26 protein-coding genes and 1 pseudogene are annotated in these 26270 nt (G+C 53.3%); 19 read left to right on the forward strand and 8 right to left on the reverse strand.

Translation table 11 applies throughout. The annotated features are described in order from the left end of the window. Positions 1-20 precede the first annotated feature (20 nt). Genes FDW98_RS16080 through FDW98_RS16090 form a run of 3 tightly spaced genes read right to left on the reverse strand, consistent with a single transcriptional unit; the run spans position 21 to position 1850 of the window. On the reverse strand, positions 21-416 hold the full coding sequence (locus FDW98_RS16080) for an MAPEG family protein (RefSeq protein WP_096757440.1): 396 nt from the start codon (positions 414-416) through the stop codon (positions 21-23). Between the two features lie 52 nt (positions 417-468). Next, positions 469-1287: a DUF72 domain-containing protein gene (locus tag FDW98_RS16085; protein WP_096757439.1), complete on the reverse strand. Its 819-nt coding sequence runs from the start codon at positions 1285-1287 to the stop codon at positions 469-471. After that, on the reverse strand, positions 1284-1850 hold the full coding sequence (locus FDW98_RS16090; RefSeq protein ID WP_096757438.1) for a hydrolase: 567 nt from the start codon (positions 1848-1850) through the stop codon (positions 1284-1286). Before FDW98_RS16090 ends, FDW98_RS16085 begins: the two co-directional genes overlap by 4 nt. A gap of 264 nt (positions 1851-2114) precedes the next feature. On the opposite strand from FDW98_RS16090, the gene aspS reads away from it, so the two are divergent. From aspS to ruvB, 6 genes are all read left to right on the forward strand, one after another. Continuing rightward, on the forward strand, positions 2115-3887 hold the full coding sequence (gene aspS, locus FDW98_RS16100; protein ID WP_096757437.1) for an aspartate--tRNA ligase: 1773 nt from the start codon (positions 2115-2117) through the stop codon (positions 3885-3887). Between the two features lies 1 nt (position 3888). Beyond that, entirely contained in the window at positions 3889-4332 is a 444-nt protein-coding gene (gene nudB / locus FDW98_RS16105) for a dihydroneopterin triphosphate diphosphatase (protein ID WP_096757436.1), read from the forward strand. Between the two features lie 28 nt (positions 4333-4360). Next, complete coding sequence (locus tag FDW98_RS16110; protein ID WP_096757435.1) at positions 4361-5104, forward strand: YebC/PmpR family DNA-binding transcriptional regulator; 744 nt, start codon at positions 4361-4363, stop codon at positions 5102-5104. Between the two features lie 34 nt (positions 5105-5138). Next, positions 5139-5660 (forward strand): crossover junction endodeoxyribonuclease RuvC, encoded by a 522-nt coding sequence (gene ruvC / locus FDW98_RS16115; protein ID WP_045444124.1) that lies wholly within the window; start codon positions 5139-5141, stop codon positions 5658-5660. 81 nt (positions 5661-5741) lie between these two features. After that, a complete protein-coding gene (gene ruvA, locus FDW98_RS16120) occupies positions 5742-6353 on the forward strand; it encodes a Holliday junction branch migration protein RuvA (RefSeq protein WP_096757434.1) in 612 nt (203 codons plus the stop codon). Positions 6354-6361: 8 nt separating this feature from the next. Next, positions 6362-7372, forward strand: a complete 1011-nt coding sequence (gene ruvB / locus FDW98_RS16125; RefSeq protein ID WP_096757433.1) for a Holliday junction branch migration DNA helicase RuvB — start codon at positions 6362-6364, stop codon at positions 7370-7372. A gap of 87 nt (positions 7373-7459) precedes the next feature. Here ruvB and znuB read toward each other — a convergent pair whose 3' ends face one another. Both znuB and znuC read right to left on the reverse strand, forming a co-directional pair. After that, on the reverse strand, positions 7460-8245 hold the full coding sequence (znuB, locus tag FDW98_RS16130) for a zinc ABC transporter permease subunit ZnuB (protein WP_096757432.1): 786 nt from the start codon (positions 8243-8245) through the stop codon (positions 7460-7462). Next, positions 8242-8997 (reverse strand): zinc ABC transporter ATP-binding protein ZnuC, encoded by a 756-nt coding sequence (gene znuC, locus FDW98_RS16135; RefSeq protein ID WP_096757431.1) that lies wholly within the window; start codon positions 8995-8997, stop codon positions 8242-8244. The genes znuB and znuC overlap by 4 nt, the downstream gene beginning before the upstream one ends. 78 nt (positions 8998-9075) lie before the next feature. Here znuC and znuA point away from each other — a divergent pair, with 78 nt between their 5' ends. From znuA to lpxM, 3 genes are all read left to right on the forward strand, one after another. After that, the gene (gene znuA, locus FDW98_RS16140; protein WP_135912207.1) at positions 9076-10020 is read left to right on the forward strand and encodes a zinc ABC transporter substrate-binding protein ZnuA; all 945 of its coding nucleotides are present in this window, start codon (positions 9076-9078) and stop codon (positions 10018-10020) included. Positions 10021-10035: 15 nt separating this feature from the next. Continuing rightward, positions 10036-11355, forward strand: coding sequence for a murein DD-endopeptidase MepM (gene mepM / locus FDW98_RS16145; RefSeq protein WP_096757429.1), 1320 nt, complete (start codon positions 10036-10038; stop codon positions 11353-11355). Between the two features lie 119 nt (positions 11356-11474). Then, the gene (gene lpxM, locus FDW98_RS16150; protein ID WP_096757428.1) at positions 11475-12446 is read left to right on the forward strand and encodes a lauroyl-Kdo(2)-lipid IV(A) myristoyltransferase; all 972 of its coding nucleotides are present in this window, start codon (positions 11475-11477) and stop codon (positions 12444-12446) included. Positions 12447-12547: 101 nt separating this feature from the next. On the opposite strand, the gene pyk is transcribed toward lpxM, so the two are convergent. Continuing rightward, positions 12548-13990 carry a pyruvate kinase gene (pyk, locus tag FDW98_RS16155; RefSeq protein WP_096757427.1) on the reverse strand — a complete coding sequence of 481 codons (1443 nt, stop codon included), beginning with the start codon at positions 13988-13990 and terminating at the stop codon, positions 12548-12550. 121 nt (positions 13991-14111) lie between these two features. Next, the gene (locus tag FDW98_RS16160) at positions 14112-14981 is read right to left on the reverse strand and encodes a MurR/RpiR family transcriptional regulator (protein ID WP_096759428.1); all 870 of its coding nucleotides are present in this window, start codon (positions 14979-14981) and stop codon (positions 14112-14114) included. Positions 14982-15346: 365 nt separating this feature from the next. On the opposite strand from FDW98_RS16160, the gene zwf reads away from it, so the two are divergent. The 4 genes and pseudogenes from zwf to FDW98_RS16180 form a co-directional block, all read left to right on the forward strand. Beyond that, on the forward strand, positions 15347-16822 hold the full coding sequence (zwf, locus tag FDW98_RS16165) for a glucose-6-phosphate dehydrogenase (RefSeq protein WP_096757426.1): 1476 nt from the start codon (positions 15347-15349) through the stop codon (positions 16820-16822). 234 nt (positions 16823-17056) lie between these two features. Beyond that, entirely contained in the window at positions 17057-18868 is a 1812-nt protein-coding gene (gene edd, locus FDW98_RS16170) for a phosphogluconate dehydratase (protein ID WP_096757425.1), read from the forward strand. Positions 18869-18904: 36 nt separating this feature from the next. Then, the gene (gene kdgA, locus FDW98_RS16175; protein ID WP_003034901.1) at positions 18905-19546 is read left to right on the forward strand and encodes a bifunctional 4-hydroxy-2-oxoglutarate aldolase/2-dehydro-3-deoxy-phosphogluconate aldolase; all 642 of its coding nucleotides are present in this window, start codon (positions 18905-18907) and stop codon (positions 19544-19546) included. A gap of 53 nt (positions 19547-19599) precedes the next feature. Further along, positions 19600-19728, forward strand: a pseudogene (locus FDW98_RS16180) (phenylacetic acid degradation protein PaaY); the annotation flags it as partial. Between the two features lie 69 nt (positions 19729-19797). Here FDW98_RS16180 and fhuE read toward each other — a convergent pair. Beyond that, complete coding sequence (gene fhuE / locus FDW98_RS16185; RefSeq protein WP_096757424.1) at positions 19798-21966, reverse strand: ferric-rhodotorulic acid/ferric-coprogen receptor FhuE; 2169 nt, start codon at positions 21964-21966, stop codon at positions 19798-19800. Between the two features lie 350 nt (positions 21967-22316). Between fhuE and hinT the strand changes: the two genes are divergently transcribed. Genes hinT through ycfP form a run of 6 tightly spaced genes read left to right on the forward strand, consistent with a single transcriptional unit; the run spans position 22317 to position 26112 of the window. After that, positions 22317-22676 (forward strand): purine nucleoside phosphoramidase, encoded by a 360-nt coding sequence (gene hinT / locus FDW98_RS16190; protein ID WP_096759427.1) that lies wholly within the window; start codon positions 22317-22319, stop codon positions 22674-22676. Between the two features lie 2 nt (positions 22677-22678). Continuing rightward, positions 22679-23053 (forward strand): YcfL family protein, encoded by a 375-nt coding sequence (locus FDW98_RS16195; protein ID WP_096757423.1) that lies wholly within the window; start codon positions 22679-22681, stop codon positions 23051-23053. 13 nt (positions 23054-23066) lie between these two features. Further along, positions 23067-23708: a penicillin-binding protein activator LpoB gene (lpoB, locus tag FDW98_RS16200; protein WP_096757422.1), complete on the forward strand. Its 642-nt coding sequence runs from the start codon at positions 23067-23069 to the stop codon at positions 23706-23708. Continuing rightward, positions 23689-24513 (forward strand): thiamine kinase, encoded by an 825-nt coding sequence (gene thiK, locus FDW98_RS16205; protein ID WP_096757421.1) that lies wholly within the window; start codon positions 23689-23691, stop codon positions 24511-24513. Before lpoB ends, thiK begins: the two co-directional genes overlap by 20 nt. 10 nt (positions 24514-24523) lie before the next feature. Beyond that, the gene (gene nagZ, locus FDW98_RS16210) at positions 24524-25549 is read left to right on the forward strand and encodes a beta-N-acetylhexosaminidase (protein WP_096757420.1); all 1026 of its coding nucleotides are present in this window, start codon (positions 24524-24526) and stop codon (positions 25547-25549) included. Positions 25550-25569: 20 nt separating this feature from the next. Beyond that, complete coding sequence (gene ycfP / locus FDW98_RS16215; RefSeq protein WP_096757419.1) at positions 25570-26112, forward strand: alpha/beta hydrolase YcfP; 543 nt, start codon at positions 25570-25572, stop codon at positions 26110-26112. Positions 26113-26270: the final 158 nt, after the last annotated feature.

A 26270-nucleotide genomic window follows, 5' to 3' on the forward strand; every position in this document is an offset into this window, starting at 1 on the left:
ATAAAGTGGCGTATTGTGCGCTAATGCAGGGAGAAAACCAACTCCCAGGGCATATACCAGAGATTCGCCAGCACCATTAGCACCAGCGAGCACCAGGTGGCGCTCATGCCGGAACGACGCCAGCGGAACAGACGGTGGTGGAATCCGTAATAATGCATCAGCCGACCGGCAATTAACATCAGCCCGCAAATATGCACCATCCACGTTTCCGCGCCGTTCATTTCCATAAATAACAGCAACACTAATGCGACGGGGATATATTCCACCGCATTACCGTGAATGCGAATCGCACTTTGTAGTTCGCTAAAACCGCCGTCGCCATAAGCCACACGATACTGCATACGCAGGCGGACAACGTCAAAGGAGAACTTAATCAACAATAACGCACCCAGTACGGCATATAGCGCGCTTACCATACAAACTCCCTTTTAAAATGGCTGCTGGCATTGACTATGATAGGTGGCATTTTCAGAAAAGAGAAGATTGCTGTGGAATCGACGGTGCTGATCCGATCTCTGGCAGAGCGCTGCGTAAATCTGCCCATAGCGTATCTACAAGCTCCGGGGCCTGCGCGATGTCCGGCGTATGCAAAAACAGATACGGCGTGGTGGTCTGCTTCCAGAGAGACAGTTTGGCCAGCCATACGTTAAATAACGTTCGGTTTTGTTCCATATTATCGCTGCCGATAAAGCGCACCATTGGGTTGCTCGCGGTAACCACCGCATGGACCGGAACTTTCGGTTTTTTGCGCTGCGCATCGCGAATCGCTTCACTGTGAGGAACCGCGGCGTGTACCGGCCGACTATCTAAAATTACCCGATTGACCCCTCGCTCGTGTAAGCCGCGATTGAACCGTTTCTCGTCTTCACCTTTGGTAAAAAATTCAGGATGGCGAACTTCCACCCCGTAGGTAAACGATGCGGGTAACGCATCGAGAAACGCCCACAGAGCAGGGAGATCGCGAGGAGAAAAGGTGGCGGGTAACTGCAACCAATATTGCCCGATTCGCGCTTCCAGCGGCGACATGCGGGTGAAAAATTCTTGCACCAAATCATCACAGTTTCGCAGTCCAGCTTGATGCGAAATGGTCGCCGGAAACTTAAAGCAGAAGCGAAAGTCATCGGTAGTTTGCGCCTGCCAGCGCGTAACAATCTCGGCTTTTGGCAGCGCGTAGAGTGTGGTATTGCCCTCAACACAGTTAAAGTGGCGGGCATACTCTTCAAGGCTGGTGATCCCCAGGCGCACCCACTTCGGATGCGACCACTGCGGCAGGCCGATATAGATCATAACGCTTGCAGGATCTCGTCCACGCTGCGCACGCGTGCAATGCGCGGGAAGATATGCGTCATGCTGCCCTGATGCTGATCGGCACTGGCTGCGCTACAGGCATCTTCGGCAATCACCAGGTTAAAACCCAGTTCCCAGGCGTTACGCGCCGTTGACTCAACGCCGATGTTGGTGGAGATCCCGCATAACACGATAGTGTCAACGCCCCGGCGGCGCAGTTGGAGTTCGAGGTCGGTGCCGTAAAAGGCACCCCACTGGCGTTTGATCACTTCGATGTCACTGGCGTTTTTGCCCAGCGCTGTCGGATAGTCCCACCAGTTTGCAGGGAGCGCTTTTGCGGGGGCCAGGGCATCTATCGGCTGTTTCAGGGCTTCTGCGTAGTCGTCAGACCAGCCAACGCGAACCATCACTACCGGTGAACCGTGAGCGCGGAATTGTGCCGCAAGGCGTGCGGCGTGGGTTACCACGTCGCTTGCCGAATGGGGGCCGCCGGCGAAGGGTAAGATCCCTTCCTGTAGATCAATAACGACAAGGGCGGTGGTTTTAGCGTTCAGTTCCAGCATGGTGGCTCCAGTCAAAAAAGAATTCCGTTACACCTTAATCGCGATTGTGTGTGAAAGGGGCGACAATTTTTGTTATTTTTTGTGAGATTACGCAATACCCGCGTAGGAAACACGCGTACAGTCAGTACCGGACTTATCGTGCGGCAGAATTTCCAGTATAATAGCCGCCTTTTTTCATTCAGTTGTGACATTCAGCTAAAGCTGCGACTTCGTCATCTGCAAGGCAGGTGACAATCCGCCTGCGGCAAAGTTAAGGGATATCTCATGCGTACAGAATATTGCGGACAGCTACGTCTGTCCCACGAGGGGCAGCAGGTGACTCTGTGTGGTTGGGTCAACCGTCGTCGTGATCTTGGTAGCCTGATCTTCATCGATATGCGCGACCGCGAAGGTATCGTGCAGGTATTTTTCGATCCGGACCGTGCGGACGCGTTAAAGCTGGCCTCCGAACTGCGTAATGAGTTCTGCATCCAGGTTACGGGCACCGTGCGTGCGCGTGACGCGAAAAACGTCAACGCCGATATGGCGACCGGCGAAATTGAAGTACTGGCGTCCGATCTGACCATCATCAACCGTTCAGACTCGCTGCCGCTGGACTCTAACCACGTTAACACCGAAGAAGCACGTCTGAAGTATCGCTATCTGGATCTGCGTCGTCCGGAAATGGCGCAGCGTCTGAAAACCCGTGCCAAAATCACCAGCCTGGTGCGTCGTTTTATGGACGATCACGGCTTCCTCGACATCGAAACGCCGATGCTGACCAAAGCGACCCCGGAAGGCGCACGTGACTATCTGGTGCCTTCCCGCGTCCATAAAGGCAAATTCTACGCCCTGCCGCAGTCTCCACAGCTGTTCAAGCAGCTGCTGATGATGTCTGGCTTTGATCGTTACTATCAGATCGTAAAATGCTTCCGTGACGAAGACTTACGCGCTGACCGTCAACCTGAATTTACCCAGATCGATGTTGAGACTTCCTTCATGACCGCACCGCAGGTGCGCGAAGTGATGGAAGCGTTAGTGCGTAATCTGTGGCTGGAAGTAAAAGGTGTGGATCTGGGTGATTTCCCGATCATGACCTTTGCGGAAGCCGAACGTCGTTACGGCTCTGATAAACCGGATCTGCGTAACCCGATGGAGCTGGTTGACGTTGCTGACCTGCTGAAGTCCGTTGATTTCGCCGTCTTCTCCGGCCCGGCTAACGATGCCAAAGGTCGCGTGGCTGCGCTGCGTGTACCGGGTGGGGCCAGCTTAAGCCGTAAGCAGATCGACGATTACGGTAATTTCATCAAGATCTACGGCGCGAAAGGCCTGGCTTACATTAAGGTCACCGAACGTGCGAAAGGTCTGGAAGGGGTAACCAGCCCGGTTGCTAAGTTCCTGAATGCCGATATCGTTGACGCGATTCTTGAGCGCACCGGCGCACAAGATGGCGACATGATTTTCTTCGGCGCAGACAACAAGAAAGTGGTTGCTGACTCAATGGGCGCACTGCGTCTGAAACTGGGTAAAGATCTGAGCCTGACCGACGAAACCAAATGGGCGCCGCTGTGGGTTATCGACTTCCCAATGTTTGAAGACGACGGTGAAGGTGGCCTGACCGCGATGCACCATCCGTTTACCGCGCCGAAAGACATGACGGCCGCTGAGCTGAAAGCCGCGCCGGAAGAGGCCGTTGCCAATGCGTACGATATGGTCATCAACGGTTACGAAGTGGGCGGCGGTTCCGTGCGTATCCATAACGGCGACATGCAGCAAACCGTGTTTGGTATTCTGGGTATTAACGAGCAAGAACAGCGTGAGAAGTTCGGCTTCCTGCTGGACGCGCTGAAATACGGTACTCCGCCGCACGCGGGCCTGGCGTTTGGTCTGGATCGTCTGACCATGCTGCTGACCGGTACCGATAACATTCGTGACGTTATTGCCTTCCCGAAAACCACGGCTGCCGCGTGTCTGATGACCGAAGCGCCAAGCTTTGCCAACGACGCTGCGCTGGCGGAACTGAGCATTCAGGTTGTGAAGAAGGCCGAGAATAACTGATATGACATACAAACAGCCTGTCTCGGTGTTAGTCGTGATTTATGCAAAGGACACCGGAAGAGTGCTGATGTTACAGCGACGCGACGATCCTGATTTCTGGCAGTCGGTCACCGGCAGCCTTGAAGAGGGTGAAACCGCGTCGCAAGCCGCCATGCGCGAAGTAAAGGAAGAGGTCACCATTGACGTTGCCCGCGAGCAACTGACCTTAATTGACTGTCAGCGCACGGTGGAGTTCGAGATTTTTAGCCATTTACGACATCGCTACGCACCGGGAATCGAACGGAATACGGAATCCTGGTTTTGCCTGGCACTCCCCTCGGAACGAGAGATCGTGTTCACTGAACATCTGACCTATCGTTGGGTTGATGCGGCGGAAGCTGCGCAGCTAACCAAATCGTGGAGTAACCGGCAGGCGATTGAAGAATTTGTAATTAACGTCGCCTGAGAAGGCGCGCTTTTTGGAGATATTATTTATGGCAGGTCATAGTAAATGGGCCAACACCAGACACCGTAAAGCAGCGCAGGATTCCAAGCGCGGCAAGATCTTCACCAAAATCATTCGCGAGCTGGTTACGGCCGCTAAGCTTGGTGGTGGCGATCCGGACGCGAACCCGCGCCTGCGTGCGGCTGTCGATAAAGCGCTGTCCAACAACATGACGCGTGACACCCTGAACCGTGCCATCGCGCGCGGTGTGGGCGGTGACGAAGACGCAAACATGGAAACCATCATTTATGAAGGTTACGGTCCTGGCGGGACAGCGGTCATGATTGAATGCCTGTCTGACAACCGTAACCGTACTGTTGCGGAAGTGCGCCATGCGTTCACCAAAACTGGTGGTAACCTGGGCACCGACGGTTCTGTTGCGTACCTGTTTAGCAAAAAAGGTGTTATCTCCTTTGAGCAAGGCGACGAAGACACCATCATGGAAGCCGCGCTGGAAGCTGGTGCTGAAGACGTTGTGACCTATGATGACGGTGCGATTGATGTCTACACCGCATGGGAAGAGATGGGCAAAGTGCGTGATGCACTGGAAGCCGCTGGTCTGAAAGCGGACAGCGCTGAAGTTACGATGATCCCGTCCACCAAAGCGGACATGGATGCAGAAACAGCACCGAAGCTGATGCGTCTGATCGATATGCTGGAAGACTGCGATGACGTGCAGGAAGTTTACCACAACGGCGAAATCTCCGATGAGGTTGCTGCTACGTTAGAATGACGTGGTTGAGCGGTAAAATAACAGGAGATGCGTGATGTCCATTATTCTCGGCATTGACCCGGGCTCGCGCATCACCGGCTATGGCGTGATCCGCCAGGTCGGTCGACAGTTGACCTATCTGGGCAGTGGATGTATTCGTACCAAAGTGGATGATTTACCGTCACGCCTGAAGCTGATTTATGCAGGGGTGTCGGAAATCATTACCCAGTTTCAGCCAGACTACTTTGCCATTGAGCAAGTATTTATGGCAAAAAACGCCGATTCGGCGCTTAAGCTGGGGCAGGCGCGCGGCGTGGCGATTGTTGCTGCCGTAAACCAGGACCTTCCGGTGTTTGAATATGCGGCACGTCAGGTGAAGCAAACCGTCGTCGGGATAGGCAGTGCGGAGAAAAGTCAGGTGCAGCACATGGTGCGCACATTGCTAAAACTCCCGGCAAATCCCCAGGCCGATGCCGCGGATGCGCTGGCCATCGCCATTACCCACTGCCACGTCAGCCAGAACGCCATGCAAATGAGCGATACCCGGCTGAATTTAGCGCGTGGTCGACTACGTTAATGACAAATGAGGCTGGATATCTATCCAGCCTTTTTTTATGATAGCGCATTACCTTTTTAGCCCTTAACGCAGGAGCGTCACGTGATAGGCAGACTCAGAGGCATCATTCTCGAAAAACAACCCCCGTTGGTTCTTCTGGAAACGGGTGGCGTAGGCTATGAAGTGCATATGCCGATGACCTGTTTTTACGAGCTGCCGGAAGCCGGGCAGGAAGCGATTGTTTTCACCCATTTTGTGGTGCGTGAAGATGCGCAGCTGCTGTACGGTTTTAACAACAAGCAGGAACGCACGCTGTTTAAAGAGCTGATTAAAACCAATGGCGTTGGACCGAAGCTGGCGCTGGCGATCCTCTCCGGCATGTCGGCGCAGCAGTTCGTTAACGCGGTTGAACGCGAAGAACTCGGGGCGCTGGTGAAACTGCCGGGTATCGGTAAGAAAACCGCTGAGCGCCTGATTGTTGAAATGAAAGACCGCTTTAAAGGCCTGCATGGCGATCTGTTCACACCGGCGGCCGATCTGGTGCTGACGTCACCTGCGGGTCCGGTAACGGATGACGCCGAGCAGGAAGCGGTTGCTGCGCTGGTGGCGCTGGGCTATAAACCGCAGGAAGCCAGCCGCATGGTGAGTAAAATTGCCCGCCCTGATGCCAGCAGTGAAACCCTGATTCGTGAAGCGCTCCGCGCTGCATTGTGAGGTAAAGGATGATTGAAGCAGACCGCCTGATTTCAGCTGCCAGCGCGATACCTGAAGACATTGTGGATCGTGCGATCCGCCCCAAGTTGCTCGATGAGTATATCGGTCAGCCTCAGGTCCGTTCGCAAATGGAAATTTTTATCCAGGCGGCGAAGTTGCGCGGTGATGCCCTCGACCACCTGCTGATCTTTGGTCCTCCGGGTCTTGGAAAAACCACGCTTGCCAATATTGTCGCCAATGAAATGGGCGTAAACCTGCGTACCACCTCCGGCCCGGTGCTGGAAAAAGCGGGCGATTTGGCGGCAATGCTGACGAACCTCGAGCCGCACGACGTGCTGTTTATCGATGAGATCCATCGCTTATCGCCGGTCGTGGAAGAAATATTGTATCCGGCGATGGAAGACTATCAGCTGGATATCATGATCGGCGAAGGACCTGCTGCACGTTCGATCAAGATTGACCTGCCGCCGTTTACGCTGATTGGCGCGACAACCCGTGCCGGGTCGTTAACTTCTCCGCTGCGTGACCGTTTTGGTATCGTGCAGCGACTGGAGTTTTATCAGGTTGCCGATCTTCAGCATATTGTAGGGCGCAGTGCGCGTTATATGGGGCTGGAGATGAGCGAGGAGGGCGCGCTGGAAGTTGCTCGCCGTGCGCGCGGAACGCCGCGTATTGCCAACCGTCTGCTGCGTCGCGTGCGTGACTTCGCCGAGGTGAAGCATGATGGCACCATCTCGGCAGACATTGCCGCCCAGGCGCTGGATATGCTCAATGTGGACGCTGAAGGGTTCGATTACATGGACCGTAAGCTGCTGCTGGCGGTGATCGATAAATTCTTCGGTGGGCCGGTAGGGCTGGATAACCTGGCCGCCGCTATTGGTGAAGAGCGTGAAACGATTGAGGACGTGCTGGAGCCATATTTGATCCAGCAGGGCTTCCTGCAGCGTACGCCGCGCGGACGTATGGCGACGGTGCGCGCCTGGAATCATTTTGGTATTACGCCGCCGCAAATGCCTTAAGTTTTTTATGCCGGATGGCAGCTTGCCTAATCCGGCCTACCTGTGAACGTAGGCCTGATACGCGAAGCGCCATCAGGCAACACACTCTTAGCTCGCTTGCTTTTTCATCATGCTGAAAATAAACATCAGCGCGGCACACAGCACCACGGAGGGCCCTGCTGGCGTATCATAGAACGCTGAGAACGTCAGGCCGCCCGTCACCGCTATCATCCCCACGCCCACGGCAACACCGGCCATCTGCTCAGGCGTACGCGCAAAACGGCGTGCGGTGGCAGCAGGAATAATCAGCAGCGACGTAATAATGAGCGCGCCGACAAACTTCATCGCCACACCAATCGTTAACGCAGTGACCAGCATCAGCAGCAGCTTCACGCGTTGCAGCTTCACGCCATCGACAAAGGCGAGATCCGGGCTGATGGTCATTGACAGCAGGTTGCGCCATTGCCAGAAGATAATGGCGAGCACAATGACAACACCAATGGCGATGGAGATCAGATCTTCCGGCGTCACGGCAAGCAGGTCGCCGAACAGATAGGCCATCAAATCCACACGGATATTCGACATCAGGCTGACGACCACCAGGCCCAGTGACAGAGCGCTGTGCGCCATAATGCCGAGCAAGGTGTCTATGGCGAGGTGAGGGCGCTTCTCCAGCCACACCAGACCCGCTGCCAGCATCAGCGTGACTGCGATAACCGCATAGAACGGGTTTACATCTAACAGCAGACCAAAGGCCACACCCAGCAGTGACGCGTGCGCCAGCGTGTCGCCAAAATAAGACATCCGACGCCAGACCACAAACGATCCCAGCGGGCCAGCGGCGCAGGCCAGCATGATCCCGGCTAACCAACCGGGTAATAACAATTCAATCATGAGTGACCATTTCCCCGGCGTAATACGATACGACCCTGTAAATCATGGCGATGATTATGATTGTGACGGTAAATTCCGAGTTGCTCGGCACCGCGTTGCCCGAACATAGAGATAAATTCCGGGTGCATAGAGACCACTTCCGGCGTGCCGGAGCAGCAAATATGGTGGTTGAGGCACAGCACTTCGTCGGTCTTCGCCATCACCAGATGCAAATCATGCGAGACCATCAGTACGGCGCAATCGAGTTCACGGCGAAGCTGGTCGATAAGGTCATACAATGCGACCTGACCATTGACATCCACACCCTGAGTGGGTTCATCCAGCACCAGCAGCTGTGGTTTATTCAGCAATGCGCGAGCCAGCAGGACGCGCTGCGTTTCCCCGCCGGACAGTTTTTGCATCGGCGCATCCATCAGATGTCCGGCCTGAACGCGCTTGAGCGCCGGGAGAATATCGTCCTTCTTTGTATCCGGACGTAAGCGCAAAAAGCGGCTGACCGTCAGGGGCAGCGTGGTATCGAGATACAGTTTTTGCGGGACATAGCCTATCCGCAGCTGTCCGTTACGCTTGATAACGCCTGCATCTGCTGCTACCAGCCCGAGGACAACGCGCACCAGCGTAGACTTCCCGGCACCGTTCGGACCAAGAAGCGTTAAAATTTTGCCGGGCCGTAGTTCAAGCGAAACGTCAGAAAGGACGCGGCGTTGACCATAAGAGACCGAGACATTTTCCAGTGAAACCAAAGTCGTCATATCAATTTTAGTCTTGCAGAAGTTATAGAATGTTATAATATCACATTTCTTACATTCATTACGATGATTGGTCGCATTATGTTACATAAAAATACGCTTCTTTTCGCAGCATTATCCGCTGCTCTTTGGGGGAGTGCAACACAGGCAGCAAATGCCGCCGTCGTTGCCTCGCTTAAGCCGTTAGGGTTTATCGCTTCAGCGATTGCTGATGGGGTTACGGATACCGAGGTTCTCCTGCCTGATGGCGCATCCGAACATGATTACTCATTGCGTCCGTCAGACGTAAAACGCTTACAGGGCGCGGACTTAGTTGTTTGGATTGGCCCCGAGATGGAAGCGTTTATGGAAAAATCTGTCAAGAATATTCCTAACGCGAAACAGGTAACGATTGCGCAACTCAATGACGTGAAACCGTTGCTCATGAAAGGGGGCGACGATGATGATGACGATCATGGACACAATGACGCCCACGGTGAAAAAAGTGACGAACATCACCATCATGGCGACTACAACATGCATCTTTGGCTTTCCCCAGAGATAGCGCGGGCCTCAGCGGTTGCAATCCATGAAAAATTAGTGGAACTTATGCCGCAAAGTCGAGCCAAACTTGACGCCAACCTGAAGGATTTTGAGGCACAATTAGCCGCAACCGATAAGCAGGTAGGTAACGAGCTCGCACCGCTCAAGGGGAAAGGGTATTTCGTTTTTCATGACGCCTACGGCTACTACGAAAAACATTACGGACTAACACCGCTTGGTCACTTTACCGTGAACCCTGAGATTCAACCTGGTGCGCAGCGTTTACATGAAATAAGAACACAGTTGGTTGAGCAAAAAGCAACCTGCGTTTTTGCTGAGCCACAGTTCAGGCCAGCGGTCGTTGAAGCCGTTGCGAGAGGGACATCCGTTCGAATGGGAACGTTGGATCCCCTCGGAACAAACATCAAACTGGGTAAAACAAGCTATTCTGCGTTTCTGAACCAATTAGCCAACCAGTATGCGAGCTGCCTGAAAGGAGATTAATGAGGAAGTGAATACGTGCAACAGATAGCCCGCTCTGTCGCTCTGGCATTTAATAATCTGCCCCGACCCCATCGCGTTATGCTGGGGTCGCTGACCGTTCTTACATTGGCCGTCGCCGTTTGGCGGCCTTACGTTTACCATCCCGATGCTGCACCGATTGTCAAAACCATCGAACTTGAAAAAAGCGAGATTCGTTCGCTGTTGCCTGAGGCCAGTGAACCCATCGATCAGGCTGCTCAGGAAGATGAAGCGATTCCTCAGGATGAACTGGATGATAAAACCTCCGGTGAGGTGGGCGTTCACGAATATGTAGTCTCGACCGGTGATACGCTGAGCAGCATCCTGAATCAGTATGGTATCGATATGGGCGATATCAGCCAGCTTGCCGCCTCGGACAAAGAGTTGCGTAACCTGAAGATTGGCCAACAGCTTTCCTGGACGCTGACCTCTGACGGTGATTTGCAGCGCCTGACCTGGGAAGTTTCTCGCCGTGAAACCCGCACGTACGATCGTACTGCGACGGGCTTCAAAATGAGCAGTGAAATGCAGCAGGGCGACTGGGTTAACAGCCGTATCAAGGGCACCGTCGGCGGCAGTTTCGTCGCCAGCGCCAAAGAGGCCGGGCTGACCAGTTCTGAAATCAGTGCGGTGATTAAGGCTATGCAGTGGCAGATGGACTTCCGCAAACTGAAAAAAGGCGATGAGTTCTCGGTGCTGATGTCTCGCGAGATGTTGGACGGCAAGCGTGAGCAAAGCCAACTGCTGGGCGTTCGTTTGCGCTCTGAAGGTAAAGACTATTACGCGATCCGTGCCGAAGACGGTAAGTTCTATGACCGTAACGGTACCGGCCTGGCGAAAGGGTTTATGCGTTTCCCGACCGCGAAACAGTTCCGCATCTCGTCAAACTTTAATCCGCGTCGCCTGAATCCGGTAACCGGACGCGTGGCACCGCACAAAGGCGTTGACTTCGCGATGCCGCAGGGTACGCCGGTACTGTCGGTAGGTGATGGTGAAGTCGTTGTTGCGAAGCGCAGCGGCGCTGCAGGCTACTATGTCGCGGTGCGCCATGGTCGTACCTACACCACCCGCTACATGCACCTGCGTAAACTGTTAGTCAAACCAGGACAAAAAGTAAAACGCGGCGATCGTATTGCGCTGTCAGGTAACACCGGACGTTCAACCGGACCACACTTGCACTACGAAGTCTGGGTTAACCAGCAGGCCGTGAACCCGTTAACGGCGAAGCTGCCGCGTACAGAAGGGCTGACCGGCTCGGATCGTACCGAGTATCTGGCGCAGGTGAAAGAGGTTCTGCCTCAGTTGCGCTTCGATTAATCAGCATACTGACAAAGCCGGTACGCGATGCGTGCCGGCTTTTTTATTTTGTACGTGGCACGACGCGCCGCTACACTATCAACAGATTTATTTTTCGCGGTACCAGACACTGGAAGAGCATGGAAACGAAAAAAAAGAATATTGAATATATCCCTGAATTTGAAAAATCATTCCGTCATCCGCGCTACTGGGGTGCCTGGCTGGGTGTGGCGGCGATAGCAGGGATTGCGTTAACGCCCGCATCGTTTCGCGATCCTGTGCTGGCGAAGCTGGGACGTCTTGCCGGAAGGTTGGGGAAAAGCTCGCGCCGCAGAGCGCTGATTAATTTATCCCTGTGTTTTCCAGAACGCAGCGAAGCCGAGCGCGAAGCCATCGTCGATGAGATGTTTGCAACGGCTCCGCAGGCGATGGTGATGATGGCAGAGCTTGCCCTGCGTGGCCCGGAGAAAATCCAAAACCGGGTTGACTGGCAAGGTCTGGAGATCATAGAAGAGATGCGCCGCAACGAGGAAAAGGTCATTTTTCTCGTCCCGCACGGTTGGGGTGTAGACATTCCAGCCATGCTGATGGCCTCGCAGGGCCAGAAAATGGCCGCGATGTTCCATAACCAGGGTAATCCTGTTTTTGATTACGTCTGGAACACGGTACGCCGTCGTTTTGGTGGTCGTTTGCATGCGCGTAATGATGGCATCAAACCCTTTATTCAGTCCGTGCGTCAGGGCTATTGGGGATACTATTTGCCGGATCAGGATCATGGTCCCGAGCACAGCGAATTTGTTGATTTTTTTGCCACCTACAAAGCAACATTGCCGGCGATTGGTCGCCTGATGAAGGTTTGCCATGCGCGAGTTGTGCCGCTGTTCCCGGTGTATGACGGGAAAACACATCGCCTGACGATTCAGGTCCGCCCGCCGATGGATGACATCCTGACTGCAGATGACCACACCATTGCCAGACGCATGAATGAAGAGGTGGAGATTTTTGTCGCGCCGCACCTCGAGCAGTACACCTGGATTTTAAAACTGCTGAAAACCCGCAAACCCGGTGAGATTGAGCCGTATAAACGTAAAGATCTCTACCCGAAGAAATAAAAAGAAGAAATAAAAAAAGCCTCTCACTTGAGAGGCTTTCTGTATCAGGTACCACCTGTAGGCCTGATGAGCAAAGCAATATCAGGCATTGAGCGACGCTATTATTCTACGGTCAGAATACGCGTGGTGTTGGTGGAGCCAATGGTGCTCATGACGTCGCCCTGGGTGACAATCACCAGATCGCCAGAAACCAGATAGCCTTTATCACGCAGCAGGTTCACCGCTTCGCTGGCGGCAACCACACCGTCGGTTTCGCTGTCAAAGTGAACCGGAGTAACGCCGCGGTACAGGGAGGTCAGGTTCAGCGTACGCTCATGACGCGACATGGCGAAAATCGGCAGGCCGGAGCTGATACGGGACGTCATCAGCGCGGTACGACCGGATTCTGTCATCGCGATGATGGCGGTGACCCCTTTCAGGTGGTTCGCTGCATACATTGCGGACATGGCAATCGCTTCTTCAACGTTATCAAACTGCACGTCGAGGCGGTGTTTGGAGACATTAATGCTCGGGATTTTTTCCGCGCCCAGGCAGACACGCGCCATGGCGGCAACGGTTTCAGCCGGATACTGGCCTGCGGCGGTTTCTGCCGACAGCATAACGGCGTCGGTGCCGTCGAGTACGGCGTTCGCCACGTCCATCACTTCTGCACGGGTCGGCATCGGGTTGGTGATCATCGACTCCATCATCTGCGTGGCGGTAATGACCGCACGGTTCAGCTGACGCGCACGACGGATCAGGGCTTTCTGAATACCGACCAGCTCCGGATCGCCAATTTCAACGCCCAGGTCGCCACGAGCAACCATCACGACGTCAGATGCCAGGATGATGTCATCCATCGCATTCTGGTCGCACACGGCTTCTGCACGCTCCACCTTGGCAACAATTTTCGCATCGCAGCCTGCATCGCGCGCCAGACGGCGGGCATAGTTCAGATCTTCGCCGCAGCGCGGGAAGGAGACGGCCAGATAGTCAACGCTGATTTGCGCCGCGGTGATGATGTCAGCTTTGTCTTTTTCGGTCAGTGCTTCTGCAGAGAGACCGCCGCCCAGTTTGTTGATGCCTTTGTTATTGGAAAGCGGGCCACCGACGGTCACTTCGGTGAAGACCTTCATGCCCTGAACTTCCAGTACTTTGAGCTGTACGCGACCGTCATCCAGCAGCAGGATGTCGCCCGGCACTACGTCAGCAGGTAGGCCTTTATAGTCAATACCGACTTTTTCTTTATCGCCTTCGCCTTTACCCAGGTTGGCATCTAACAGGAACTTGTCGCCAATATTGAGGAATACTTTGCCTTCTTTGAAGGTTGATACGCGTATTTTAGGTCCCTGCAGGTCACCCAAAATAGCGACATGACGTCCCAGTTTGGCGGCAATTTCACGGACTTTATCCGCCCGCAGTTTGTGATCTTCTGGAGAGCCGTGCGAAAAGTTCATACGTACAACGTTTGCGCCCGCGGCGATAATCTTTTCAAGGTTGTTATCGCGGTCAGTTGCTGGGCCTAACGTGGTAACGATTTTGGTTCTGCGAAGCCTTCTGGACATGTAATACTCCGTTGACTGAAACAACTAGGTGTTGCGTGTGAACATTGATCCGGCCGTTCTGAAACATAACGGTAGAAATGAACGACCCGGATGATAAAAGGGTAGAACATCGTTATTGCTTTTAGCGGTCATCACTCTTGATGAGTAATTCTTTATCAAAACGCGATTCCTTGAGCGCTTCCTTGACACGCTTCAAGTTATCTCTAAATTTTGCCCCACGGCGCAAAGTAAATCCCGTAGCCAGCACATCTATCACGGTCAGTTGAGCAAGTCGAGAGACCATAGGCATATAAATGTCAGTATCTTCCGGTACATCCAGGGTAATTGCCAGCGTGGCTTCACGCGCCAGCGGCGTTCCGGGGGAAGTAAGGGCGATCACCATGGCATCGTTTTCCCGCGCCAGCTGCGCCAGTTCAACCAGACTCTTTGTTCTGCCGGTATGTGAAATAAGGACAATGACGTCGTCATCGCTACAATTCATACAGCTCATACGTTGCAGTACAATATCGTCGGAATAGATAACCGGTACGTTAAAGCGGAAAAATTTATTCATGGCGTCGTGCGCCACGGCTGCGGACGAACCCAGACCGAAAAAGGCGATTTTCTTTGCCTGGGTTAATAAATCTACCGCCCGATTGACCGCCGCGTTATCCAGCGACTGACGGACGTGGTCCAGGCTTGCCATGGCAGATTCGAAGATTTTCCCGGTATAGGACTCGACGCTATCATCCTCATCGACATTACGATTAACATACGGGGTACCATTAGCCAGACTTTGTGCCAAATGCAGTTTAAAATCAGGGAAGCCTCGTGTGTCCATGCTGCGACAGAAGCGATTCACGGTCGGCTCACTGACGTTGGCTTCCAGAGCCAGCGTGGCAATACTTGAATGGATAGCCCGGTCAGGTGAGGTCAGAATAACATCGGCGACCTTACGTTCTGACTTGCTCAGATGTTCCAGTTTTAACTGGATTTTTTCCAGCATATTCATGATGTGAGTAGACTCATCGGCCATGGGCAAAAACGATTTCAGCGATATGGGGAAATCGAGCGGTAACTCTGGTAGATATTACCTCTGTGAACCGACATTCGGGGCAAAATGGACAGAAAAGTTGTTGTTTTTTTTCAATACATGATCGGAGTCGGGTTTTCTTACGCCTTCATGGTCACGTAAAAAAGCGACTTTTTTATCCATTTTGCGGCGGTAAACGTCAATAACGCCGCTGTTCACGGTAACAGCACGGCTGGATAAGCGTTTACGGTTCACGGAATCACGTAAAAGCAGTACAGTGCACTGTAATAAAATTACATTCAGTGTCGGGCATGAATACCCGACACTCAACTGAGGAGAATGACATGGCGGTAACGCAAACAGCCCAGGCATGTGACCTGGTCATTTTCGGCGCGAAGGGCGACCTTGCACGTCGAAAATTGCTGCCTTCCCTGTATCAGCTGGAAAAAGCCGGCCAGATTAACCCGGACACCCGCATTATTGGCGTTGGTCGCGCTGACTGGGACAAAGCAGCCTATACCAAGGTTGTACGCGAAGCGCTCGAAACTTTCATGAAAGAAAAAATCGATGAAAGTTTGTGGGAAACCCTCAGTGGTCGTCTGGAGTTTTGTAACCTGGACGTCAATGATACCGCTGCCTTTAGCCGTCTGGGTGACATGCTGGATCAAAAAGCACGCACCACGATTAACTACTTTGCCATGCCGCCAAGCACGTTTGGCGCGATCTGCAAAGGCTTAGGGGAAGCGAAATTGAACGCTAAACCGGCGCGCGTGGTGATGGAAAAGCCGCTGGGAACGTCGCTGGCAACCTCCCGCGAAATTAACGACCAGGTCGGTCAATATTTTGAAGAATGTCAGGTTTACCGTATTGACCACTATCTGGGCAAAGAAACGGTACTAAACCTGCTGGCACTGCGCTTTGCCAACTCCCTGTTTGTGAACAACTGGGATAACCGCACCATCGATCACGTCGAAATTACCGTGGCGGAAGAGGTGGGTATCGAAGGCCGTTGGGGTTATTTTGACCAGGCCGGTCAGATGCGCGACATGATCCAGAACCACCTGCTGCAGATTCTGTGCATGATCGCCATGTCGCCGCCGTCTGATCTGAGCGCCGACAGCATCCGTGATGAGAAAGTGAAGGTCCTGAAATCACTGCGCCGTATCGATCGTACGAACGTGCGTGAAAAAACGGTGCGTGGTCAGTACACCACCGGTTTTGCGCAAGGTAAAAAAGTACCGGGATACCTGGAAGAAGAGGGTGCGAACAAGAGCAGCAACACCGAAACCTTTGTCGCTATCCGTGTGGATATTGACAACTGGCGCTGGGCGGGCGTGCCGTTTTACCTGCGTACCGGTAAGCGTCTGCCGACCAAATGCTCTGAAGTGGTGGTGTACTTCAAAACGCCTGAACTTAACCTGTTTAAAGAATCCTGGCAGGATCTGCCGCAGAACAAGCTGACCATCCGTTTGCAGCCGGACGAAGGTGTCGATATCCAGGTGCTTAACAAAGTGCCGGGTCTGGACCACAAGCATAATCTGCAGATAACCAAGCTGGATCTGAGCTATTCCGAAACCTTCAATCAAACGCACCTGGCAGATGCCTACGAGCGCTTGCTGTTGGAAACTATGCGCGGTATTCAGGCGCTGTTCGTGCGCCGTGATGAAGTCGAAGAAGCATGGAAGTGGGTGGACTCCATCACCGAAGCCTGGGCGATGGACAACGACGCACCGAAGCCGTATCAGGCAGGGACCTGGGGACCGGTTGCCTCGGTGGCCATGATCACCCGTGACGGTCGTTCCTGGAACGAATTCGAGTAAAATTCCATCTAGCCATTAGGTGTTATTTTACCGGTAACATGATCTAACACAGATTGTAGAATAATTTTTGCACTTTTAAGCCTCGCGTGGATTCACCCGCGGGGCTTTTTTTATTACACTGCCTGAAACGATTTTGCCCCTGAGCTGCGGCCAGCAAGCTATTTAGCATGGTGTTACCTTGCTGAAACGCATTGTTAATCCTAATGCTCTGACAGATAAATTTTAGGAGCCTCTATGAATCCGAATTTGTTACGCGTAACACAACGCATCGTTGAACGTTCTCAAAAGACGCGTTCTGACTACCTCGCCCGTATCGAACAGGCCAAGACGAACACCGTTCATCGTTCGCAGCTGGCGTGCGGGAATCTGGCCCACGGTTTTGCCGCCTGTCAGCCAGAAGATAAAGCATCTCTGAAAAGCATGCTGCGTAACAATATCGCGATCATTACCTCCTATAACGACATGCTTTCTGCGCATCAGCCGTATGAGCATTATCCGGATATCATTCGCAAAGCCTTGCATGCAGCCAATGCGGTAGGCCAGGTTGCGGGTGGCGTGCCGGCGATGTGTGATGGCGTCACTCAGGGACAGGACGGGATGGAGCTTTCCCTGCTGAGCCGCGAAGTGATTGCAATGTCGGCGGCTATTGGCTTGTCTCATAACATGTTCGATGGCGCGCTGTTCCTCGGCGTGTGTGACAAAATTGTCCCGGGACTGGTGATGGCGGCGCTGTCGTTTGGTCATCTGCCGTCCATCTTTATCCCTTCAGGCCCGATGGCGAGTGGTCTGGCGAACAAAGAAAAAGTCCGTATCCGCCAGCTCTATGCCGAAGGCAAAGTTGACCGTATGGCGCTACTGGAATCCGAAGCCGCGTCTTATCACGCGCCGGGAACCTGTACTTTCTACGGTACCGCAAACACCAACCAGATGGTGGTGGAGTTTATGGGCATGCAGTTGCCGGGTTCCTCTTTCGTGCATCCTGATGCCCCCCTGCGTGAAGCGCTGACCGCGGCGGCGGCGCGTCAGGTCACACGCCTGACCGGTAACGGCAACGAGTGGATGCCTATCGGTAAAATGATTGATGAAAAAGTGGTGGTGAACGGTATTGTGGCCCTGCTGGCGACCGGGGGGTCCACCAACCATACGATGCACCTGGTGGCGATGGCGCGCGCGGCAGGCATTCTCATCAACTGGGATGACTTCTCCGATCTGTCCGATATCGTGCCGCTGATGGCGCGTCTGTACCCTAACGGTCCGGCTGATATTAACCACTTCCAGGCCGCGGGCGGTGTACCGGTGTTGATGCGTGAGTTGCTCAATGCGGGTCTGCTGCATGAAGATGTCAACACCGTCGCGGGCTTCGGCTTGTCGCGTTATACCCAGGAACCGTGGCTGAACAACGGCGAACTGGACTGGCGTGAAGGGGCTGAGAAGTCGCTGGATAGCAGCGTGATTGCTACCTTTGATCAGCCGTTCTCGCATCATGGTGGCACCAAAGTGCTGAGCGGCAACCTGGGGCGCGCGGTGATGAAAACTTCCGCGGTACCGGTTGAAAACCAGATCATCGAAGCCCCGGCAATTGTCTTTGAGAGTCAGCATGATGTGTTACCGGCCTTTGATGCGGGCCTGCTTGACCGTGACTGCGTGGTGGTCGTTCGCCATCAGGGGCCAAAAGCGAACGGTATGCCAGAATTACATAAACTCATGCCGCCTCTTGGTGTATTATTGGACCGTTGTTTCAAAATTGCGTTAGTTACCGATGGACGACTTTCAGGTGCTTCAGGTAAAGTGCCTTCAGCAATCCATGTAACACCGGAAGCTTATGATGGCGGGCTACTGGCAAAAGTACGCGATGGCGACATCATTCGAGTGAATGGACAGGCAGGTGAATTGACGCTGCTGGTCGATGAAGAGGAACTTGCCTCTCGTCAGCCCCACATTCCTGACCTCAGCGCATCGCGGGTAGGAACAGGGCGTGAGATGTTCAGTGCGTTGCGCGAAAAGCTGTCCGGTGCGGAGCAGGGCGCAACCTGTATCGATTTTTAAGACTCATTTTGTAATCAGGCGAGAGAAGAAACTCTGATGAAAAACTGGAAGACAAGTGCAGAAGCAATCCTGACCACTGGCCCGGTTGTACCGGTTATCGTGGTGAATAAACTGGAACACGCGGTGCCGATGGCAAAAGCGCTGGTTGCAGGGGGGGTTCGTGTTCTGGAAGTGACCTTACGTACCGCATGTGCGATGGATGCCATTCGTGCTATCGCCAAAGAAGTGCCGGATGCGATCGTCGGTGCAGGTACCGTACTGAACCCGCAGCAGCTCGCGGAAGTGACGGAAGCTGGTGCGCAGTTTGCTATTAGCCCAGGACTGACCGAGCCTCTGCTGAAAGCGGCAACCGAAGGGACGATTCCTCTGATCCCAGGCATCAGCACCGTTTCTGAACTGATGTTGGGCATGGATTACGGCTTGAAAGAATTCAAATTCTTCCCGGCTGAAGCGAACGGCGGGACAAAAGCGCTGCAGGCGATTGCGGGTCCGTTCTCCCAGGTGCGTTTCTGCCCGACTGGCGGTATTTCTCCGGCCAACTACCGTGACTATCTGGCGCTGAAAAGCGTACTGTGTATCGGCGGCTCCTGGCTGGTTCCGGCGGATGCGCTGGAAGCGGGTGACTACGATCGCATTACCAAACTGGCTCGCGAAGCGGTAGAAGGTGCGAAGCAGTAAATCGTAAAATGCCCGATGGTGCGACTGGAACGCACCATCGGGTTTGTTCACGCCGGGAAATCCCCCTGCTGGTAGAGCGCTGTCAGCACACGCTTTCTGAAGTGCAACCGCTGACCGAAGCGGAACCCGACAGAAAACGGCTGGAGTTTGATGAAGATCTGAAGCCGAAATCAGCGAGTTAGCTCGGGGCAAGCGGGCGTCGGGTTACCGGCGTTGTCATCGGGGAGACAACGCCGGGCACAATGTTCTTATCAGAACTGATAGCTGGCGGTGACGCTGACGTTACGCGGTTCACCATAGACGATAGAGCCGTCAATGTTGGTGTCGTAAGTTTTATCGAACAGGTTGTTCAAATTGCCCTGCAGGGAGAAGTTTTTTGTCACCTGGTAACGGGTGAATAAATCTACCAATGCGTAGCTACCCTGTTCGGCACGGAACGTCCCGTACGGCGTCACGGTATCGCTGTAAACGCGATTCTGCCAGTTAACACCACCGCCGACGGTCAGCTCCGGTATCGCTGGCAGACGATAACGGGTGAACAGTTTCACCGTAGTACGTGGCAGGTTTGGGTTCACCGCCTTGCCTTCGTTATCTTCGGCAACGTAGCGCGTTGCGCCAAACGTCATCTGCCAGTTATCGGTGATTGCACCGTTCACTTCGAATTCAACCCCTTTGCTGACCGTACCATTGCTCGACTTATAGGCTGTTTCGCCATTGCTGCCGGCAATTGGCGTACCGGTAGACTGTGCCAGGTTATCCTGCTCGATACGGAATATTGCAAGGGTGGTGGTCAGGCGACTGTTCATCCAGTCCGACTTTAACCCCATCTCATAGTTGTTACCGGTGATCGGAGAGAGGTATTTACCCGAGCTGTCACGTTTGTTCTGTGGCTGGAAAATAGAGGTATAGCTGGCGTAGGTTGACCAGTTATCATCAATGTCATACACCAGACCGGCATACGGTGTGGTGTGATTTTTTTCCATGCTGTAGGTCAGGGTGTCGATACGCCAGTTGGTATAACGCGCGCCGAGGATCAAGTGCAGCGGGTCGGCCAGCGAAACACGCGTCGCCGCGTAGAGCGATTTCATGTGGGTGGTATCGTCCTGGGCCAGCGATTGTGGACGCCAGTTAGTCTCAGGGATATTACCGTCGAAGTTATTGAAATTCCCCACTTCGTTCGGATACACGTTATCCCAGGCATTGACATAACGGTTGTTCTGTTTGCTGTAGCTGCCGCCGAGCATCAGGTTATGTTGACGACCAAACAGGTCGTAGCCACCGTCGGCGAACAGATCAACCGCATCGATCTTACGCTTGCCGCTGTTCCATCCCGTACCGCCGACGTTAGCATAGGGGCCGACCAGCATACCGGTGTTTTTGTCGACATAGGCATCGATGTACATTGTTTTGCTGTCGAACTTAACCTCAGAGTGGGTAGCGTTCAGGGTTGTCTGCCAGGTATCGGCAAAACGCTGTTTCAACGTGACAAAGACTTTGTTGATGTCTTTGTCATTGTAGGCCCAGTCCGGAGCCGTGCTGCGCGAACGGTCATAGCTGTTTTTGCTGCCGTCGGTATTCCAGCGCGGCAGGCCACCCCAGGTTGGGCTGTTAACGTCAATACGCTGGTATTCATAACCGGCAGACAGGCTGGTGGTGTCACCCAGATCCGCATCGACAATACCGGAGAAGAACATTTTTTCGCTGTTGTAGCGGTCAAGCCAGGAGTCGTTATTCTGATATCCGGCGACGATGCGGGCGCGCACATTGCCATCTTCGGTTAACGGACTCTGTAAATCAGTGACATAGCGCTGTTTATTCCAGCTGCCGTATTCTGCCGACACGTTACCGGTGAACTCGCGGCTGGTGGCGTGTTTACGAATCATGTTAATGGAGGCTGAAGGATTGCCCGTTCCGGTCATCAAACCGTTCGCTCCGCGCACCACTTCTACGCGTTCAAACAAGGCGGTGTCGGAAAGTGCATCGCCGAGGTTCCAGCGGGATTCAAAATAGGTCGGGATCCCGTCGACCATATAGTTATCAATCTCAAAACCGCGGGAAAAATAGCTGTTACGATCGGAGTCAGCCTGGCTTTTACTGATACCGAGCGTATTGTCCATCACATCACCGAGAGTCTGTAACTGCTGATCTTCCATGCGCTGCTGGCTAACGATAGTGACCGACTGAGGTATATCGCGCTGGGTCATCTGCATTTTGGTGCCCGCTGTCGTCGACTTCACGCTGTAATCTTGTTCTTCGCCGGATGCCGAGTCTGCGGTGGCTGAACCATCAACGATCACTGTATCTTCGTTGGCGGCGAAGCCTGAAGCGGGAATAAAAGCCATGGCAATACAGACAGCAAGCAAGGAAGGGGCGAGTGCGGGTTGACGCTGAGAGTCCCGGTTGTATGTTGTGAAAGACATCAATAAGTCCTTGATAATTATTAATATTAAGTTCTAATCACCGTTGCGGGTGATGAACCCTTTTGTTGTTAACTATTAAATTTGTATGTAAATGCAAATGCGAAATATACGCATTCATATTCAACGTGTAAACAGATGCTACAGAGATAAATGAAATATTGTTTCAGTACTATGTCTGAGCAATAGCGGCGGTAAATGGTTATAAGAACAGCGGAGAGGGCGCTTTTTGCTTAAAAAATCGGGGGTTAAAGTTGAAAGAGCGTGAGTAACTCGCTCATACTCTATACTCGCAGAGTCGCTCGGCGTAGCATGGCACAACGCATGGGCTGTTAATGAAAAAGGAAAACGTCGTGGCAGAAGAAACTATATTCAGCAAAATTATTCGTCGTGAAATTCCCTCAGACATCGTGTATCAGGACGAACTGGTAACCGCGTTTCGTGATATTTCACCTCAGGCACCCACGCATATCCTGATCATTCCCAACGTTCTGATCCCAACCGTTAACGATGTAACGGCAGAACATGAACAGGCGCTGGGCCGAATGATCACCGTGGCGGCCAAAATCGCCGAGCAGGAAGGTATTGCCGAAGATGGCTACCGTTTGATCATGAATACCAATCGCCACGGTGGACAAGAGGTGTATCACATCCACATGCATCTGCTTGGGGGCCGTGTGTTGGGGCCAATGCTTGCACATAAAGGTCTATGATAATGACCAGAGGATGCATCGCGCTGACGCTGGGCTTACTGTTGCTGGCTGGCTGTCGTTCACACCCCGAAATTCCGGTCAGTGATGAACAGTCTCTGGTGATGGAATCAACAATACTGGCCGCGGGTATAACAGCAGAACAACCTGCGTTAACCACGTCTGATATTCAGCCTTCGGCATCCTCACGACTCTATAACGAAAGGCAAGAACCCGTCACCGTTCATTATCGGTTTTACTGGTATGACGCCAGAGGGCTGGAAATGCACCCTCTGGAGGCGCCACGTAGCGTTACGATTCCGGCACGTTCGTCGGTGACATTGTATGGCAGCGCCAATTTTCTGGGGGCGCACAAGGTTAGACTTTATCTTTATTTGTAAGAGGTGAATCTTGATGATCAAATTGAATCGCTACGCCGTGGTTGCTGCGCTGGCGATATTTCTCTCTGGTTGTGTGGCGCAACGTGAGCCTGCACCGGTAGATGAAGTAAAACCGGTACCGGAACAGCCCGCGCAGCCGCAACAGCCTGTGCCGGTTGTACCTACAGTGCCGACCATTCCGCAGCAGCCGGGTCCGATTGAACATGAGGATCAAACGGCGCAGCCCGCTCCGCGAGTACGTCATTATGACTGGAACGGGGCGATGCAGCCGATGGTGGGCAAAATGCTGCAGGCGGATGGCGTAAAAGCTGGGGGCGTTCTGCTGGTGGACAGCGTGAACAACCGCACTAACGGTTCACTTAATGCAGGGGAAGCCACCGAGACGCTGCGCAATGCGCTGGCGAATAACGGCAAATTTACCCTGGTTTCGGCGCAGCAACTGGCGATAGCGAAGCAGCAACTCGGTTTATCACCGCACGACAGCTTAGGCACGCGCAGCAAAGCGATTGGCATTGCCCGTAACGTCGGTGCCCAGTATGTGCTGTATTCCAGCGCATCCGGTAACGTCAATACGCCATCACTGCAAATGCAATTAATGCTGGTACAAACGGGTGAGATAATCTGGTCAGGTAAAGGTGCCGTTCAGCAACAATAAGCCATTGACGCGCGATGAGGTGTTGTCGCGCTATTTCCCGCAGTATCGTCCCGTCGCAGCTGGTAAGCTTGGCTTGAGCGGCGGGAGCTGCGTCATTGAACATCATTCCCATCGCCTCGTACTGCGCCGTCATCACGATCCTGACGCGCCAGAGTCGCATTTTTTACGCCACTATCATGCGCTAAAACGCCTGCCGGACAGTCTGGCTCCTGAACCTCGTTTTTATACGCGCGGGTGGATGGCCATCGACTATTTTCACGGTAAGGTCGATTCCAGATTACCGGAAGCCGACGAACTCGCGCGCTTACTGTATCATCTTCACCAACAACCCCATTTTGGCTGGCGAGTGCGTCTGCTGCCGTTGCTGGAACAGTACTGGCAGTGTTGTGATCCGACGCGTCGCACATCGCGCTGGTTACGTGTGCTGAAGCGTCTGAGAAAACGACGGGAACCTCATCCCTTGCGTTTGGGGCCCTTGCATATGGATGTCCACGGCGACAACATTGTGCATACGGCATCAGGTCTGCGGTTGATTGACTGGGAGTATGCCGGGGACGGTGATATCGCCCTCGAGTTGGCGGCGGTGTGGGTCGCTGACGAGTCGCAACATCGCGAGTTGGTCAACGCCTATGCCCGCCATGCGCATATTGACCCAAACGTTCTGTGGCGGCAGATCAGACAGTGGCAACCCTGGATACTGATGCTGAAGGCGGGGTGGTTTGAGTATCGCTGGCAACAGACTGGCGATCGACAATTTATCAGGCTGGCCGATGACACCTGGCGGCAGCTAACCATGAAAGGATAAGGAGAGCAGTGTGGGTCCAGTAATGTTGGATGTTGAAGGGTATGAGCTGGACGCGGAAGAGCGTGAGATTTTGGCGCACCCGTTGGTGGGTGGTTTAATCCTCTTTACCCGCAATTACCACGACCCGGAACAGTTACGTGAATTAGTGCGTCAGATCCGCGCGGCGTCACGTAATCATCTGGTGGTGGCGGTGGATCAGGAAGGCGGGCGCGTGCAGCGTTTTCGTGAAGGTTTTACCCGCCTGCCAGCGGCACAATCCTTTGCCGCACTGCACGGTCTGGAAGAGGGTGGAAAGCTGGCTGAAAACGCAGGATGGTTGATGGCCAGCGAGATGATTGCGATGGACATCGATATCAGTTTTGCCCCCGTTTTGGATGTCGGCCATATCAGTGCCGCGATTGGCGAGCGCTCGTATCATGCCGATCCGCTAAAAGCGCTGGCGATGGCGACGCGCTTTATCGACGGTATGCACGCGGCAGGCATGAAAACCACCGGGAAACATTTCCCTGGACATGGGGCAGTGACGGCGGATTCGCACAAAGAAACGCCCACCGATCCGCGACCGGAAGCTGAAATTCGCGCTAACGATATGTCGGTGTTCCAGGCGCTTATTACGGAAAACAAACTCGACGCGATTATGCCTGCGCACGTTATTTATAGCGAAGTAGACTCCCGCCCGGCGAGTGGTTCACCGCACTGGCTAAAAACGGTCCTGCGTCAGGAGCTTGGTTTTGACGGTGTGATTTTCTCTGACGATCTGTCGATGGAAGGTGCGGCAATCATGGGGAGCTATGCAGAGCGAGGCCAGGCATCGCTGGATGCAGGTTGCGATATGATCCTGGTCTGCAATAATCGTAAAGGGGCAGTCAGTGTGTTAGATAATCTGTCGCCGATCAATGCAGAGCGTGTTACACGTTTGTATCATAAAGGTTCATTTTCGCGTCAGGAACTGATGGACTCGGATCGCTGGAAAACAATCAGCGCCCAGCTCAACCAGCTTCATGAACGCTGGCAGGAAGAGAAAGCAGGTCATTAACGCAAGTTTGCGAGGATGCGATGATTATCTATTTACACGGTTTTGACTCTAACAGTCCGGGCAACCACGAGAAAGTGTTGCAATTACAGTTTATTGACCCGGATGTCAGGCTGATTAGCTACAGTACACGGCATCCTAAACATGATATGCAGCATCTGCTGAAAGAAGTAGATAAAATGTTGCAGCTTAATGTCGACGACCGACCGCTGATTTGCGGTGTGGGTCTGGGTGGCTACTGGGCAGAAAGGATTGGTTTTCTGTGTGATATTCGCCAGGTGGTGTTTAACCCTAACTTGTTCCCGAATGAGAACATGGAAGGAAAAATCGACAGGCCGGAAGAGTACGCTGACATCGCCACGAAATGTGTGACCAATTTCCGTGAGAAGAATCGCGACCGGTGTCTGGTCATTCTGTCACGGCATGATGAAGCGCTGAACAGCCAGCGTGCTTCCGAAGAACTGCATCACTACTATGAAATTGTATGGGACGAAGATCAGACCCATAAATTTAAAAATATCTCCCCACATTTGCAGCGAATCAAAGCCTTTAAGACGTTAGGTTAGTCACTCACCCACGTTTAACAAAGCCAGCCTGCGGGCTGGTTTTTTTATCTTTAAAATTCCAGTTGTCTATCTTTTCAGCATCAAAACTTGATGCACATCAAATTTGGTATGACCAATGCACCGTTCGTGTTATTCTCAGTCTCGAAGGGCATTTTCAT

The sequence above is a fragment of the Citrobacter sp. wls711 genome (assembly GCF_005281055.1).
In the GTDB taxonomy this organism is placed as follows: Bacteria; Pseudomonadota; Gammaproteobacteria; order Enterobacterales; family Enterobacteriaceae; genus Citrobacter; species Citrobacter gillenii.